Origin of the sequence: Shewanella sp. MMG014, assembly GCF_018100775.1 — a bacterium.
GTDB lineage: Bacteria > Pseudomonadota > Gammaproteobacteria > Enterobacterales > Shewanellaceae > Shewanella > Shewanella japonica.
In genome coordinates this window covers 162,355-179,068 of sequence record NZ_JAGJDZ010000009.1, presented here as the reverse complement: position 1 = coordinate 179,068, position 16,714 = coordinate 162,355, and the positions used below count along the sequence as shown (strand labels likewise).

The window sequence follows — 16,714 nt, the reverse complement described above, 5'->3', positions numbered from 1 at the left end:
AAAAACAGCGCCTTTAGGCGCTGTTTTTGTATTTCTGGAAATAGCCTTTAATGACTAATCCCAGATGAATTCTCTAAAATGCTTACGACACACAGACTCATAGCTTTCATTACCACCAATAGCAACCTGCTCACCTTCACGCATAGGTTTTCCATTACCATCAAGGCGAACGACCATATTGGCTTTGCGACCACAGTGACAAATGGTTTTTAACTCAACCAATTTATCTGCCCAAGCGAGTAGATATTGACTACCGCTGAACAGCTCCCCTTGGAAATCCGTTTTCAGGCCGTAACACAATACTGGGATATCAAGATTATCCACCACATGAGTTAATTGCTTCACTTGTTCTTTACTTAAAAACTGGGACTCATCAATTAAAATGCAGTGTAATTGCTGAGATTCAAGCTCAGCTTCAATCATGGTCGATAAATTATCGTTTGCTCCAAATACTTGAGCATCTGTTTCAATCCCTATTCTAGACGCCACTTTTCCAACACCGTATCTGTCATCAATTGACGCTGTCATAACAAGCGTATTCATGCCACGTTCACGGTAGTTATAAGATGATTGGAGAAGCGAAGTTGATTTGCCGGCATTCATTGCCGAATAATAGAAATAGAGTTGTGCCAAAACAGAAGATCCTTATTGTTATAATCGAGGTTAGTCTACCATTGAATCGATTTAGAGATAAGGCATGTGAGGATTAAATAGCGTGAACTTGCTAGCACTATTCCTTGATGATGAATCCCCTTTATCATCACAGTTAATTTGCTTTCCCTATTGATGGTTAACTCGCCCTCCTTATCCGTTTCTCAAGAGAATATCGCACAAAGCCAAAGCATGACTGATGAAAAGAATGTATTCCAAACAAGCATCTATTAACATAATTTACATTTTGCAATAAATTAGATCACAGTTTTCAAGCTCACTACCAGCACAACATATACAGGCATCACGAAACGACAAAATCTTCATATACGATTAAGAAACAATTGATAAATTGCATAAACAATTATAATTAAGGAAGTAGAAACACAATGCATAAAACAATTGTCGCTGTCGCGATTGCTGCAACACTCGCATTAAGTGGTTGTAGTCATACTCAAACAGAAAACACCACTCAGGGCGCTCAAGTGCAATCTCAAAATCCATTGATGCAAGCAAGCGTACTCCAGTACCAAGCACCTGACTTTAGTCAGCTTAATAATGAGTATTTTCAGCCAGCGCTTGAGCTGGGAATTGAACAGCACCATCAAGAAATTCTCAAAATTGCTGCTAACCCTGCCTCACCGACATTTGAAAATACCATTGTCGCTATGGAAAAAAGCGGTGCATTACTCACTCGCACCTCAAGTATTTTCTATAACTTAACCGGCTCAAACAGCAACCCTGAATTACGTAAAGTACAAGGCATAATGGCGCCGAAGATGGCGGCACATTCAGACAACATTAATTTAAATCCACAGTTATTCAGCCGTATTCAAGCAATTTATGATACTCGAAATAACAGCTCGTTAACTGCAGAAGAAGTTCGTTTAGTAGAGGTTTATCATCAGCGATTTGTACTCGCTGGCGCCAAACTAACTGAAGCGGAAAAACAAAAGATTCGTGAATTAAATGAAGAGCAATCAACACTCACCAATGAGTTTGCACAACGACTGTTAAGGCTCAGCAAGGAAATTGCAGTAAAAGTAGACGATGAAGCCCAACTGGCAGGTTTATCACAATCCGCTATTGCAGCAGCAAAAGCAGATGCTGAAGCGGCAGGACTTAAAGGCCAATATCTACTCAATATCACCAATACCACACGCCAACCTGTTTTAGCTCAATTAGATAACCGTGAGCTGCGTCAGCAAGTTTGGGAAGCGTCAGCAAACCGTGGCTTAACGGGTGACAACGAAACCGCTTCATTAGTCGCTCGTTTAGCGCAGCTTCGTGCTAAAAAAGCCAAACTACTTGGCTTTGACACTTGGTCTGATTACCGTTTAGCACCGCAGATGGCTAAAACGCCCGAAGCGGTGTACGACATGTTTGGCTCAATGGTGCCATCTGTGGTGGAAAACACTCAAAAAGAAGCCGCTGATATACAAGCCATGATAGATAAAACTGGCGGTAACTTTACCCTAGCACCATGGGACTGGGCATATTACGCAGAGTTAGTCCGTAAGGAAAAATATGACCTCGACTCAGCGTCTATCAAACCTTACTTTGAGTTCAATCGTGTTTTAGAAGATGGCGTATTCTTTACCCTAGAAGCATTGTACGGTGTTACGTTAAAGCCACGTCCAGACTTACCGGTTTATCACCCAGACGTAAAAGCTTACGAGATGTTTGATGAAGATGGCAGTAGCATGGCTATATTCTATGCAGACTACTTTGCTCGTGAAGGTAAACGTGGTGGTGCGTGGATGAGCTCGTTTGTAGGTCAATCTGAGTTATTAAATCAAAAACCTGTCGTCGTAAATGTCATGAACATTAAAAAGGCGCCAGAAGGCCAGCCAACCTTTGTGAGCTACGATGAAGCGACCACCATGTTCCATGAAATGGGCCACGGTACTCACGGTATGTTCTCTAAAGTGAAATACCCATCTTTAGCAGGTACTGCTGTATCTCGTGATTTCGTTGAATTCCCTTCAACTTTTGAAGAGGACTGGGCTGCGCACCCTAAAGTACTTGCAAACTACGCTAAACACTACGATACAGGCAAACCTATTCCAGACGATTTACTGCAAAAGCTATTAGCTTCTCGAAGCTTTAACCAAGGCTTTGACACCTTAGAATACATGTCAGCTGCGCTGCTTGATCTAGAATGGCATGCACTGGATGCTGACGCGCCGCTGCAAAATGTTGAAAGCTTTGAAGCTGCTGCGCTTAAAAAACATGGTGTCGACTTACCAGCAGTACCACCTCGTTACCGCTCAACTTACTTTGCTCATGCCTTCCCCGGGGGATATTCAGCTAGCTACTATGCATACATGTGGAGTGAAATTCTTGCTGCTGATGCCTTTGCTTATGTGCAAACTCAAGGTGGGCTGAATCGAGAAATCGGTATGAAGTTTAGAAAAACTATCCGTGAAGTCGGCAATAGCGTGCCGCCAATGGAAGCCTATCAAAACTTTAGAGGCCAAGCCCCTACCACTGACGGCTTGCTTGAGCGCCGTGGCTTAAAGTAACTTAGCTCTGGTTAACGAGCAAAAAAATGCCACTCAATTGAGTGGCATTTTTATTGTTAGATTTTAGCCTAAACTGGGATCTGACTTTAACAAGTCGAGCTCATATTAAGTCACAAACTAAATCCAAGTGCTTAGGACTACTTAGTGGCTATTTTTAGCCCTAAGATTGCTAATACGAACAATACAGAACACGTAATAAAGCCCATCGCAACAGAACCAGAGAAACCAAGCACGGTATAACCCACAATACTGATAACCGCTACGATTATCGCGTAAGGCAATTGTGTCATAACGTGGTCAAGATGGTGACAGCTCGCTCCTGTCGAAGACAAGATAGTGGTATCAGAAATCGGTGAACAATGGTCTCCAAATACCGCACCAGAAAGCACAGCGGCAAGCATTGGTAACATCATAGTGCTATCACTGCCCATCGCCATATCGGCAGCGATTGGTAACATAATACCAAATGTCCCCCAGCTAGTGCCGGTTGAAAATGCGGTTAAACCAGCTAATAAAAATAGCACTGCAGGCAGTAATGCAAATGGAATATTACCCGTTGCCAAGCTCGCCATATATTTACCCGTTTCAAGCTCGCCAATCACTGACGCAATTGTCCAAGCAAATAACAAGATATAAATAGCTGGCAACATTGACTTAGCGCCAACTTTGATTCCAGTAAACATCATGCTGGTGCTAATTTTTTGCTGCATGGTTAATGCAATCGTCACCACTAGACCCACTAATGAGCCGTAAAATAATGATTCGCTGACTTCAGTGTTTTCAAATGCACCTAAAACACTAAATGGTAAACCTTCACCCGCCAGCGCATCAGCACCAGTTGAAACCATAAAGTAAATAGTTGCCGCCACAAGCACAAAAATCGGCAGGAATAACCCCATGATTTTACCTGTATCAGCTTCTGGTAAATCAGCGGTCGCGCCTGGAGGTAACCCTTTGCTTTCGTCAAAGAGTTCGCCTTTTTGCGCATTACGCTCATGTTGGCGCATTGGGCCAATGTCTAAACCAAAGATAGCAACACACAATAAAAGTAATAGCGCAAAAATGGCATAAAAATTCATCGGCACCATTTGTAAAAACACGCTTAAATGGCCTGTATCAGCAAAACCATGTGCCGTTAAGATACCGCCAATTAGGGCAATAATGTATGCGCCCCAGCTTGAGACAGGAGAGATAACACATACTGGTGCAGCGGTTGAATCTAACAAGTAGGCCAGTTTTGCACGTGAAATATGGTAGCGATCAGTAATAGGACGTGCAATTGAGCCAACCACGATACTGTTGAAGTAATCGTCGATAAATACCACACAACCTAAGAACATGGTCATGAGTTTGGCGTCACGTTTATTGCGAATACGTTGGTGTGCCCAATCAGCAAACGCACGTGCTGAACCACTCACGGTAATTAAAGCGGTGATCATCCCTAGCACAACCAAGAAGCCAATAATTTGTAAATTCCAGGCATTGAGTGCGCCGTCATCCCACACTAAACTGGTGACAGTACTCACTAAGTGGCTTGCAGCTCCAGTAAAAGAGAAGTCAGTCAGCAATATCACGCCAGCAATAATACCTAAACCTAATGAAAGAAGTACTTTGCGTGTAACTACTGCTAATACAATTGCCACAACAGGAGGCAAAAGAGAGAGTGCCGAATCGGCATAACTTGTTATCATCATTTATATATTTTCTTCGTTGAGTACGAATGGAGGATAACTGATAAGGCAAGACATCGCATAAAGCGAAGACAAGAATCTTTTCAGTAGCACTCCACAGTAATATCGATATCAACATCGATATCCATTGTTTTATCCTCACGGATAAAAATTACTATGACAGTGCAGCCCCTTTCGGAAACTGCCCCAGCAAATGGTATTGATCGTACCGATTCACTTCGGCACCAAATCCTTTCAAATTAAGTTATTGGTATCAACCAACTTAACCATACTGATATTTGATGCGCCTCTACTTATGTATACGACAGTTTAAATGCTTTATAAAAGCTCACTGCCGCGACACAAGACCATACAAACATAAGCACGAGGTTAATTACCAGATAAAACTAGCTTATCTTGTGAGAAATAACATCACAATCAAAAAACAACACAAGACGATATCGACACCGTAACGAATTGTTAGCAAGCGAAGGATTATCCATCAATTAACGACAGTGAGATTAATATGCTTAAAAAATCTGATTATTGAATTAATTCAGGTGTATTTATATCGTTCAATAGGTTTAGCAATGATAAAGCTGAAAAACAATGTCATTTAATGCGCACTGACACTAAAACAAACTATCGAATAATCACGCCATAAACTGCGACCCAAAAAAAAGGTTTTTGCCTAAAAGACAAAAACCTTTTTCTACAATCAGTTTATAATTACAAAGATTGAGTTAACTCTGGAATCGCATCAAATAAGTCTGCTTCAAGTCCATAATCAGCCACTTGGAAAATTGGCGCTTCAGGATCTTTATTGATAGCCACAATCACTTTAGAGTCTTTCATACCCGCTAAATGTTGAATAGCGCCAGATATACCGACAGCGATATACAGATCAGGAGCAACAATTTTACCTGTTTGACCGACTTGTAAATCGTTAGGAACATAACCAGCATCAACAGCGGCACGTGAAGCGCCAACGGCAGCGGTTAGCTTGTCAGCTAATGCTTCTAGAATAGCAAAGTTCTCACCGCTACCCATGCCACGACCACCAGAAACAATCACTCCAGCGCTGCCTAATTCAGGGCGCTCAGATTCTGTGAGAGTTTGCGAAACAAAAACTGTCTTAGCTTCTGCAACAAAATCAACGTTAACCGCTTCAGCATTGCCATCGTTGCCTGCAGCATCAAATGCACTGGTACGAACCGTCATCACTTTTTTGTCATCTAAGCTTTGTACTGTCGCCAATGCAGAACCTGCATAAATAGGACGTACAAATGTGTCAGCACTCACCACATCTACGACTTCAGAAATTTGCGCAACATCTAATAATGCTGCCACACAAGGAAGTGTATCTTTACCTACACTGCTTGCTGCTGCTAGCACGTAATCGTAATCACTGGCGACATTAACAATTAACTTAGAAAGGTTTTCAGCCATTTGCGCTTCATAAGCAGCATTGTCAGCGACAAGGACTTTACTCACACCCGATAGTGCTTGTGCAGAAGCAACCACAGCACCAACATGACTACCAGCAACAAGCACATGGACATCGCCGCCAATTGCAGTTGCTGCACTAACGACTTTGGCCGTGTCTAATTTTAAACTTGCGTTATCGTGTTCTGCTAATACTAAAATAGCCATAATTAGATCACCTTCGCTTCATTTTTTAACTTTTCAACAAGTTCAGCCACCGAACTCACCATGACACCTGCTTGACGTTCTGCAGGTGGCGTCACTTTAATCACATTTTGATGTGCTTTAAGGCTTACACCCAAGTCATCAATAGATAAGGTTTCAAGTGGTTTACGCTTTGCTTTCATAATATTAGGTAATGAAGCATAACGAGGCTCATTTAAGCGTAAGTCCGCAGTCACCACCGCTGGTAACGGCATTTTTAATGTTTGTAACCCACCATCAACTTCACGAGTCACTTCAGCACTGTCAGCAGTTAATGTTAATTCAGAAGCAAATGTTGCTTGTGGCATATCAGTTAAAGCAGCAAGCATTTGGCCTGTCTGGTTATTGTCGCCATCAATTGATTGCTTACCAAAAATAATCACATCAGCTTGTTCTTTTTCTTGAACCGCTTTTAAAATTTTAGCAATTGATAACGGCACTAAATCTTCATCAGTCGTCACATGAATGGCACGGTCAGCACCCAAAGCCATTGAAGTACGTAACTGCTCTTGTACTGATTTGGCACCAATACTCACCACTACAACTTCTGTGACACTTCCCGCTTCTTTTAGTCTAACGGCTTCTTCTACCGCGATTTCACAAAATGGGTTCAAGGCCATTTTCAAATTAGCAGTATCAACATCTGTGTTATCAGCTTTTACTCTGACTTTCACATTGGCATCGACTACGCGCTTTACAGGCACCAATACTTTCATGGGATTTCCTTCTACACCTTCAATGTATGTGGATGGCACATTGGCTTCAGCCAATGCAATATGGCATAACTTTACGTCCTGTTAACGTTAACGTCAACCAAAGTCAAACACTTGTTTATATAATTTTTAGTTAAGAGACTGCTGATAAATAACTTATATATGCAAATAAAATATTACTTTTAGACTTAATTAACGCTTTTTAATTAAAATTTGCCTATTTAAAGGTTTTTTATTTGATCCAATCAAATTTACTTTCTATTATTAAGAGCAATTCAAGTAACCGTGCTTTTTTTACTATCTTTTTTTGTTTTAACAATTTAAATAGTCGCATCAATTTACACTCTAGTTTGATAACAATTAACCAATTTAGAGTATTGATAGGTATTATTTAATCATCACAGAATTACTTGAGATACTTATTAATTAAAATCATTAGGATGCACATTGATATGAGTGACTTTTTAGAAATTTTGACACATGGTCGTCGTTTTAAAGCTGCAGTAAAAGAGTTATCACTAGATGAATTACGTGAACTTTCTACTAAGCTTGAAAAAATCATTACAGAAAGAGAAGAAGACGAAAAAGCTGAATTAGAAGCCAATGCTGAGCGTAATGCACGCATTGCTGAAATATTAGCTCAAATTGAAAATAGCGGTTTATCAATTGAAGATTTAGGTGAAGTAACAGCAAAGCCTGCGCCTAAAAAGCGTGCCCCACGCCCTGCTAAATATCAAATTGAAGTAGATGGCGAATTAATTCAATGGACTGGTCAAGGCCGCATGCCAACTGTATTTAAAAACCAAGTAGATAATGGTAAAACAATGGAAGACTTCTTAATTCCTGGTATGGAATAAGTCTTAATCTACGATATGATAAAAAGCTTACTTCGGTAAGCTTTTTTGTTATCTAGGATGAGTAAACAGTATTTCCTCGACGCCATAAGCCATGTAAACTAACCCCTTCGCAGCACACCACTCAATTAGGCCTGTATTATGAATGTTTCTCGTCCAATGATGTCTTTCGCACTAGTATCAAGCTTTTTATTATCAGGCTGCGCAAGTGATTATACTTTTAATAGTAATTTAGACAGTAAAGCCATAGATGAGTATTTCAAGCCAACAAGCGTTGAACTATTTAAAGACGGTGAACGTCCAACTGGCGCATTTGATATTGTTGCCCTAGTTGAAGGCGAGTCTTGTCAAGAAACGGAAACTGGCGTACCCGCTAATGTCGCTGATGCCCGCACACAAGCCCGTAAGAAGGCCAATGAACTGGGTGCTAATGGACTTATCGTTAAGAAGTGCCTATTAACAGAACAACCAACAGAAACTTGCTTTACCCAAGCATTCTGCGTCGGCCAAGCAATTAAAATGCACAATGTGCAATAACCTTTTTACTATTATTTAATTCATGACTACTCATTCTGACCAGCCGTTTCAATCTGATATTGAAGCGGTTGCAATTTGTCGCACGCCATATAAACAAAAGTTTGGTATTCCTAGGCAACCTGGCCTAGTTAATGTCAAAGGCTGGGTTGAGTTAACCCCCAAATTTAACCAACTCGATGCCGTCAGGGGTATTGAACAATATTCACACCTTTGGCTACTTTTTTGTTTTCATGAAAACTTAGCACAAGGCTGGAAAAACACCGTTAGACCTCCTCGACTAGGCGGAAATGAAAAGCTAGGCGTATTTGCTACCCGCTCTACTTTTAGACCAAATGGCATTGGCCAATCTGTAGTTAAATTACATTCAGTTGTTAGACGCAACGGTAAAGTTTGCCTAGAAATATCTGGAATGGATTTATTAGATGGCACACCAATCATTGACATAAAACCCTATATTCCATTTTCTGACGCCATTGATAATGCAACTGGGGGCATTGCTCAATCAGCACCAGAATTAATAGAGGTTCAATATTCATCATTAGCTGAAACACAAGTTTTGGCTCACTCTAAAGCGCTTGATATATCGCATTTACAACAAGTAATTACGGATGTTTTAGCGCAAGACCCAAGGCCTGCATATAAAAAAGCCAAAGTAGATCTTAAAATTTATCAAGTGGCTTTATTTGATATAGATGTATTTTGGCGAGTTAATGATAAAACGATTGAGGTGATTGAAATTAAACCGACTAGCGTATGTTAAAATAAACTTCGCTTTTCGATTAACTATGTCATTTTCACCCATTTTTAGGCGAATTGATTTATCTAACAATGTTTTAAATCTAACGGTCATAATAATAATTTCGTTAACTTAATCTTAGGCTTAATAATGAATAATAAACCTGATTATCAAACTCAGCATAAAAAACGCCTATCTTGGATGCCTTGGCTTTATTTTTCGTTAAAAGAAAAACACTTAGTCTGGGCAAAGCCTTGGCAAGACGAGATCCAACAACATTTAACCCAAGTTGAAACTATTCATATTGGTGAGCACAGTTTTATCGCTCCTGAAGCCAACCTTTTTGCAGAACGTGGACGTGACATTCATATAGGTAACCAATGTATGATTGCAGCTGATGTGTTCCTCCACGGCCCTATTACACTGGGTAATGAGGTCGCGATTAACCACGGCTGTTCATTTGATGGCGGAAAAGTAGGGATCACGATCGGCAATAAGACCCGCATAGCAAATAACGTGACTATATACGCATTTAATCACGGGATGTCCGTCGATAGCCCTATTTACCAACAAGCTGTTACAGCCAAAGGGATCACAATTGGTGATGATGTTTGGATTGGAGCACAAGCTGGTATTGTTGATGGTGTCACTATTGGTAATCAAGCCATTGTCGGTATGGGCAGCATTGTCACCAAAGATGTCCCGGAGTTCGCTATTGTTGCAGGAAACCCTGCTAAAATAATCGGCGATAGGCGCGATAAGTAGTTAAAAAGTGCTGCACAATAACGCCTTGTCGTTCAATTTTCCTTGCTAACATGGCGATGTTAAACCAGCGTCTTATTGGTTTAATTATTTCAATGCCCTTGTTCCATATATTAAAGCCAAGATGTTGTTAATTATCTGGTGACAACATCGTTGCAAGTGCTAAAATGTCGCCCATTAATAGCTACTAAGTGGACATTGGGAATGCGAGTTAGCAATTACCTGCTTTCAACACAAAAAGAAACTCCTGCAAATGCAGAAGTGATCAGTCATCAATTAATGTTACGTGCAGGTTTTATCCGCCGTAATGCATCAGGCCTTTATTCATGGCTGCCCAGCGGATTACGCGTATTGCGTAAAGTTGAGGCGATTGTTCGTGAAGAAATGAATAATGCTGGTGCTGTTGAAATCTTAATGCCCCTAGTTCAGCCAGCCGATTTATGGGCTGAAACTGGTCGCTGGGAAAAATTCGGTCCAGAATTGCTCCGCTTTCAAGATCGCCACAATCGCGACTTCGTATTAGGTCCAACGCATGAAGAAGTCATTACCGACCTTGTACGTAAAGAAGTTAGCTCTTATAAGCAATTACCATTGAACTTATATCAAGTTCAAACAAAATTCCGTGATGAGGTTCGTCCTCGTTTTGGTGTGATGCGTGCTCGTGAGTTCTTGATGAAAGATGCTTACACATTCCATTTAAGCCAAGAGTGTTTAGATAACACCTACGCACAAATGCATAATGCATACAGTAAAATTTTTGAGCGTATGGGGTTAGCTTTCCGTCCTGTTATCGCAGATACAGGCTCAATTGGCGGCAGTGCTTCACATGAATTCCATGTACTTGCAAATAGCGGCGAAGATTTAATTGCTTACTCAAACGGCAGTGATTACGCAGCCAATATCGAGAAAGCAGAAACAGCTGAGCCTACAACAAAGTTAGCTGCACCAACTCAAGAAATGACTTTAGTTGATACGCCAAATGCTAAAACGATTGCCGAGTTAGTTGAACAATTTGACGTTGAAATCACTAAAACAGTGAAAACATTGATTGTTAAAGGTGCGACTGAAGAAGCGCCGCTTGTAGCGCTAATCGTACGTGGCGATCATGAGCTAAATGAATTAAAAGCCGATAAGCACGAACTTGTTGCAGCACCACTTGAGTTTGCAACTGACGCAGAAATCAAAGATGCCATTGGTGCAAGCACTGGCTCTTTAGGCCCTGTTGGCTTAACAATACCGACCATCATTGACAAAGATGTTGCTGTGATGAGCGATTTCGCAGCGGGTGCCAACCAAGATGGCAAACATCATTTTGGCATTAACTGGGAACGTGACTTACCAATGGCGCAAGCGATGGATATTCGTAACGTTGTTGAAGGTGAGCCAACGCCTGACGGTAAAGGCACTTACGAGTTTGCACGTGGTATCGAAGTGGGTCACATCTTCCAACTTGGAACCAATTACTCAGAAGCCATGGGTGCAACCGTACTTGATGAAAACGGTAAAGCAAAAGAAATGCTGATGGGGTGTTATGGTATCGGTGTCAGTCGTATTGTTGCTGCAGCAATTGAGCAAAACCACGACGACCGAGGCATGATGTTGCCAGCGACCCTTGCCCCATTCACTGTGGGTATTTTACCGATGAACATGCACAAATCGCATCGTGTAAAAGAAATGGCAGAGCAGTTATACAAAGATTTGAGTGCTGAAGGTATTGAAATCTTACTGGACGATCGTAAAGAGCGCCCAGGTGTCATGTTCAATGACATGGAGCTAATTGGTCTACCTCACGTTGTCGTAATTGGTGACCGTAATATCGACGCGGGTGTATTTGAATATAAAAATCGCCGCACTGGTGAAAAGCAAGAAATTCCTTTTGACCAAATCGTTGACTTCATTAAGTCATCTATTAAAGGTTAAACCTTCATTAGGCTAGCTAAAATCTGCCTCAGTGAAAGACATTAAACGCACCTTAGGGTGCGTTTTTTTTACTAAAAATTTATACGATGGTGTAAAAAAACCTTCATTAACTCGTCTAACCAGATAATATTAACCATACTGATATCATGATGTTAAACACAATAAGGAGATAAACGTTGTCAGAGACTATTGCACTGGTATTAGGTGGCGGTGGCGCTAGGGCTGCATACCAAATTGGTGTGTTAAAAGCCTTAGTACAACTGTACCCTCGCAATCACCACATTCCATTTGCAATCCTCAGTGGTTCTTCAGCTGGTGCAATTAATGCCACTTCGTTAGCAACCCATGCATCGTGTTTTCATTTAGGTGTTAAAAAGCTCGATTGGGTATGGCGTCATTTTGAAACTAAAAAAGTATATCGCTCTTCTTTTTGGGATGTATTCAAACACCTTTGCAAGATGGCATTAAAAGGCCTACAGACTGATAAAATGAACACTGATGCCGGTAGTTTGCTCGATAACTCTCCGTTACGTCAGTTACTTAACCAGCTAATAGACTTCCAACGCATTGAGCGAAACATTGGCAGTGGCGCGCTAAAAGCGATTAGTATTGATGCTTCTAGTTATAACGACTCACATTCATACAGTTTCTACCAAGCCCATAATAGTGTCGATGATTGGCAAAGAGCCAGACGGCAAGGAAACCGCTGCACACTGACGACCAACCATTTGATGGCAACATCAGCTATTCCTTTGGTTTTTCCGTCAATTAAGCTCAATCAAGCTTACTTTGGCGATGGCTCAGTGCATCAATTATCCCCGCTATCAAGTTCAATTCATTTGGGGGCTGATAAAATCATGGTTATTAACCTCGATAGCCCACATAAAAAACCACAACACGAAATTGATGCTCACCCAAAAGCTGCCACCATCGCGGGTCACTTACTCGATACCATTTTTTCTGACACCTTAAACAGTGATCTTGAGCGGCTTGAAAGAATTAATACCACCTTAGATTTAATTCCTGGCGCAGATGTGGAAATGATAAACCTAAGGAAGATTAATACGTTAGTTATAAAGCCTAGTGAGGACCTAAGCGAAATTGCAGCAAGATATTATAAAGATCTTCCCCTCGCGATAAGGATACTCCTCAAATTCATTGGTATAGATAGTCAGTCAGACTCAAGTGTGGTTTCTTACCTATTATTTGAAAAAGCCTACACAAGTGCTTTAATTGATTTAGGTTATCAAGACGCAATGACACAGATAGACACCTTTAAGGACTTTTTTAATATCAAGACTACCTAGCTGGATAAAAGGAATGTTATGGACGCAATAAGGATAATTGCTCTAGCAACTTTGCTGATGTTAGCAGCCTGCAATGACACTAAGTTACAATTTGACCCCGATCCTCTCAAAGGCAGCTTACATACGGTTGACTGGGCAGGCACTTACCAAGGCGTTTTTCCTTGTCCAAGCTGCAACGGAATGAAAACCATACTCACCTTAATTGCCCCTAATCAATACACCATTTCAACAGAGCACTTAGGACAAGACCCTAACCCATTTGTCAGTTCAGGTGAGTTCAATTGGGATAGTACAGGAAATATAATCTATTTAGATCGAGGGCAAATTTACCAAGTTGTAGAAAGCAAAATGTACTTATTGAATGTGGAAAGTCAACGAATACGTGGGGAACACGAAGAGCAGTACATTGTTCATAAAATCAGTTCATAAAATCAGTTCAAAAAATCAGTTCAAAAAATCAGTTCAAAAAATCAGTTCAAAAAATCAGCTCATAAAAAAGCCTTCCCCTTATATGTCCAACAGTATGTCCAGTCGTCGATATACATTGTTAGCAATTAGCTTCCCGGCTACCGCCTAACATAAGCGAATGATACCAGATAGGTCGGAAAGAATTTTTCACCAACAAAGCACATATATTTTGCTTTCGCTTCAAAATAAAATTCGGTAAAAAGTACGGGTAACCAGTCATGATATACGCTATGACAGCCCTAAAAACTCAGCTGTAGTAGCATCACTTTGGAAAGAGTTATGTCTCAAAACTATAAATTCGATATCGACGATCTTCTTTGGGATGAAGAAGTTGAAACCAAGCCCAAAACGAAAAAAGTCAATCATCGTAGAAAGGATACCAAAAAACGTTATGCCGATGATTACGCTGAATTAGATTTTGAGGCGAACCAATATCAGTGACAGACTGCCATAAAAAAAAGCAAGTTGCTCAGCAACTTGCTTTTTTATATATGAACGACCAACGATGAAAGTGCTAGAATTTTGCCGTACCGCCAATATAGAAACCATCGTCAAATGAGCGATCTGATCGGTCGTCATATTTGAATGTTAAGTTACGGTAACCTACAAACAATGCCATATTCGGGTTAAAGCTATACTTCACTTTTGCACCGAGCTCGGTGTAGCCATCGACGTTAGAAAAAGATAATACAGAAGGTGCATAATAAGCATCTCCATGTAATGATAAATTGTTATTCAGCGCCAAGCTGTAATGACCACCCACTGATATCACACTGCCATTTGGATTATTATCAAACCAAACTGAAGACCATTTAGGGCCTACTTCAATAGTATGTGGACCAGTTTGATGAACCATGTGCATCGCAAATTCAGCCAAATGTCCTTTTTTATCAGAATAAATGTAACCCGCTTCAAGGTTGGTATGCTCATTAAGGTAAGATTTTAAATCAGCAGAAACCACATGTTCGCTTATACCAAACGTTAATTCGGATGCACTTGCATTCAACGATAGTGCACTTACTGCCGCTATGGCTACAGCTTTAATGGTTTTGCTCATGTTAATACCTCAATCAAGAATCATAATTTGCCGAGATTATACTGACCATTATTATTAAGTCTTTATAAATCAGTCACGCTGGTGACAAATCAATCACTCGCATACAAACTTCAAACGCGTTAATAACAATTTAACCAAATGATTCATACTTGCTACTTATAAATATTGATGACGACATTGCTAAAAAATAAACGAAATAGCAGTGTTTTTGATATCTAACTCACAACAAAAAATTTAAATTGCGCACAACTTAATTGTGCTATTAGAGTTGATCAGATATAGTAAGAACAAATCTATGAGGAGTAAGTTATGAGTCAGTCTTTTTACGATCAATCAGCAGTTGATATTCAAGGTAATACCGTTTCAATGGCACAATTTAAAGACAAAGTTGTGTTAGTCGTTAACACCGCTAGTGAATGTGGCTTTACTCATCAATACAAACCACTGGAACATTTATACCAACTCTATAAAGATCAAGGTTTTGTGGTATTAGGTTTTCCGTGTAATCAATTTGGTAAACAAGAAAAAGGCGACGAAGCAGCTATCAGTGAATTTTGTGAAATTAATTTCGGGGTCACCTTCCCACTATTTAGCAAAATTGATGTAAACGGCCCAGATTCAGCACCGCTATATACTTTCTTGAAGTCACAAGCTAAGGGATTATTAGGTAGTCAGTCGATAAAATGGAACTTTACAAAGTTTTTAATCAACAAAGATGGCAAGGTTCTCAATCGATATTCACCAACAACAAAGCCGGAAAACCTAATGAGTGAAATTGAGGGCTTATTAAAATAAACATCAACCCACTGAATTTAAATACAAAAAATTTATCAAAAGTCATATCAAAATAAATATCAAAATAAATATCAAAATAAATTGTATTTTTTTTGAACTATCCAGAGAAGGGAGAGTCTTACTTACTAAGACAGTGTGATTTCACTTTCATCATCTCCCTGGGACTTCTAGCGCGGTCCCCTTGATCTCAAAGTGGATCGATAGGCAATCATTTGATTGCCTTTTTTTATGGCTCTAAATACGTAAGCCAATACATCGACATCTCAATCATAATAGTACTCCTCTCCGACTAGCTAAAACTCATAAAAAGCGGCGTAATGGCAAGACTCTAGGTCATCAAAAATCAGTTTTTTTATATTTTTATAAAAAATTTTAAATTTATTTGAACCTTTTTGAAAAGCAACGCTCTGAGTATATGTAGCAAGTTGGTAAGCGTTAATGGTAAAGCAAACCCTTCATCACGGTTTACTTCACAAGACAATTTATCAACATGGTCTCATCAACCAATGCTAACCGAATTATTTTTAAGACTGCTTTACTGGTTTTTGAATTGTTCATCATCATCCCCCCATTCGGGAACCTGTTAATCTGCTAGCGCTTGATTAACTTATGTCCCACAAGAAATACTTCTGGCAACCCATTGGGTTGCCATTTTTTTTATCTATGCTTTAATCAATACAAAAATCACCCCTTCCATACAAAGCCCGCACGCTTATGTTGGTATGAGATAGAAAGGAGTGTTGGTTAAAAATGAATCTTGGATATAAATAAAATGAAAAGATCATTTTTTTATAAAATCATTGAACCTTTTATTAAACCACCACTCTGAGTAACTGTAGCGAGTTGATAATGGTTAAGTTGATTCTTACTTACCAACTATCTCAAGTTTGATTAGCCCTTCATCACGGCAACATTAAATGATCGCTAACCGAATTAGTTTAAGACTGTTTCATTGTTCATCATCATCCCCCTTATTTGGGAACCTGTTAATTCGCTAGCGCTTGATTAACTTATGTCCCGCAAGAAATAC

General features: G+C 40.0%; 15 protein-coding genes and 1 riboswitch. Of the genes, 10 read left to right on the top strand and 5 right to left on the bottom strand.

The features are described 5' to 3' along the window. Nucleotides 1-54 precede the first annotated feature (54 nt). Entirely contained in the window at nucleotides 55-633 is a 579-nt protein-coding gene (locus J8L86_RS15365; protein ID WP_055026057.1) for a thymidine kinase, read from the bottom strand. A gap of 407 nt (nucleotides 634-1,040) precedes the next feature. On the opposite strand from J8L86_RS15365, the gene J8L86_RS15360 reads away from it, so the two are divergent. Continuing rightward, the gene (locus J8L86_RS15360; RefSeq protein WP_211030949.1) at nucleotides 1,041-3,176 is read left to right on the top strand and encodes a M3 family metallopeptidase; all 2,136 of its coding nucleotides are present in this window, start codon (nucleotides 1,041-1,043) and stop codon (nucleotides 3,174-3,176) included. A gap of 137 nt (nucleotides 3,177-3,313) precedes the next feature. Here the strand turns inward: J8L86_RS15360 and J8L86_RS15355 are convergent, their stop codons facing one another. From J8L86_RS15355 to J8L86_RS15345, 3 genes are all read right to left on the bottom strand, one after another. Continuing rightward, nucleotides 3,314-4,870 (bottom strand): Na+/H+ antiporter NhaC family protein, encoded by a 1,557-nt coding sequence (locus tag J8L86_RS15355; RefSeq protein WP_055026055.1) that lies wholly within the window; start codon nucleotides 4,868-4,870, stop codon nucleotides 3,314-3,316. A gap of 76 nt (nucleotides 4,871-4,946) precedes the next feature. Continuing rightward, nucleotides 4,947-5,167: riboswitch (Lysine riboswitch) on the bottom strand. Between the two features lie 408 nt (nucleotides 5,168-5,575). Further along, nucleotides 5,576-6,499 (bottom strand): FAD-binding protein, encoded by a 924-nt coding sequence (locus tag J8L86_RS15350; protein ID WP_065108496.1) that lies wholly within the window; start codon nucleotides 6,497-6,499, stop codon nucleotides 5,576-5,578. 2 nt (nucleotides 6,500-6,501) lie between these two features. Beyond that, nucleotides 6,502-7,251, bottom strand: a complete 750-nt coding sequence (locus J8L86_RS15345; protein WP_055026053.1) for an electron transfer flavoprotein subunit beta/FixA family protein — start codon at nucleotides 7,249-7,251, stop codon at nucleotides 6,502-6,504. 449 nt (nucleotides 7,252-7,700) lie between these two features. Between J8L86_RS15345 and J8L86_RS15340 the strand changes: the two genes are divergently transcribed. The 8 genes from J8L86_RS15340 to J8L86_RS15305 all read left to right on the top strand — a co-directional run bounded on the left by J8L86_RS15340 (nucleotide 7,701) and on the right by J8L86_RS15305 (nucleotide 14,273). Continuing rightward, nucleotides 7,701-8,105 (top strand): H-NS family nucleoid-associated regulatory protein, encoded by a 405-nt coding sequence (locus tag J8L86_RS15340; protein ID WP_055026052.1) that lies wholly within the window; start codon nucleotides 7,701-7,703, stop codon nucleotides 8,103-8,105. Nucleotides 8,106-8,243: 138 nt separating this feature from the next. Further along, nucleotides 8,244-8,639 (top strand): Rcs stress response system protein RcsF, encoded by a 396-nt coding sequence (gene rcsF / locus J8L86_RS15335; RefSeq protein WP_055026051.1) that lies wholly within the window; start codon nucleotides 8,244-8,246, stop codon nucleotides 8,637-8,639. A 22-nt stretch (nucleotides 8,640-8,661) separates the two neighbouring features. Further along, on the top strand, nucleotides 8,662-9,399 hold the full coding sequence (gene tsaA / locus J8L86_RS15330; RefSeq protein WP_055026050.1) for a tRNA (N6-threonylcarbamoyladenosine(37)-N6)-methyltransferase TrmO: 738 nt from the start codon (nucleotides 8,662-8,664) through the stop codon (nucleotides 9,397-9,399). Nucleotides 9,400-9,525: 126 nt separating this feature from the next. Further along, nucleotides 9,526-10,140 carry an acyltransferase gene (locus tag J8L86_RS15325; protein WP_065108498.1) on the top strand — a complete coding sequence of 205 codons (615 nt, stop codon included), beginning with the start codon at nucleotides 9,526-9,528 and terminating at the stop codon, nucleotides 10,138-10,140. A gap of 201 nt (nucleotides 10,141-10,341) precedes the next feature. Then, nucleotides 10,342-12,057 (top strand): proline--tRNA ligase, encoded by a 1,716-nt coding sequence (locus J8L86_RS15320; protein ID WP_211030948.1) that lies wholly within the window; start codon nucleotides 10,342-10,344, stop codon nucleotides 12,055-12,057. A 176-nt stretch (nucleotides 12,058-12,233) separates the two neighbouring features. After that, nucleotides 12,234-13,364, top strand: coding sequence for a patatin-like phospholipase family protein (locus J8L86_RS15315; protein ID WP_055026047.1), 1,131 nt, complete (start codon nucleotides 12,234-12,236; stop codon nucleotides 13,362-13,364). 18 nt (nucleotides 13,365-13,382) lie between these two features. After that, entirely contained in the window at nucleotides 13,383-13,793 is a 411-nt protein-coding gene (locus J8L86_RS15310; protein ID WP_055026046.1) for a copper resistance protein NlpE, read from the top strand. Between the two features lie 318 nt (nucleotides 13,794-14,111). Beyond that, nucleotides 14,112-14,273: a small highly charged protein gene (locus J8L86_RS15305; RefSeq protein ID WP_119968964.1), complete on the top strand. Its 162-nt coding sequence runs from the start codon at nucleotides 14,112-14,114 to the stop codon at nucleotides 14,271-14,273. A gap of 73 nt (nucleotides 14,274-14,346) precedes the next feature. Here J8L86_RS15305 and J8L86_RS15300 read toward each other — a convergent pair whose 3' ends face one another. Further along, the gene (locus tag J8L86_RS15300) at nucleotides 14,347-14,889 is read right to left on the bottom strand and encodes a YfaZ family outer membrane protein (protein ID WP_065108500.1); all 543 of its coding nucleotides are present in this window, start codon (nucleotides 14,887-14,889) and stop codon (nucleotides 14,347-14,349) included. Nucleotides 14,890-15,198: 309 nt separating this feature from the next. On the opposite strand from J8L86_RS15300, the gene J8L86_RS15295 reads away from it, so the two are divergent. Then, complete coding sequence (locus J8L86_RS15295) at nucleotides 15,199-15,684, top strand: glutathione peroxidase (protein WP_055026044.1); 486 nt, start codon at nucleotides 15,199-15,201, stop codon at nucleotides 15,682-15,684. Nucleotides 15,685-16,714 lie beyond the last annotated feature (1,030 nt).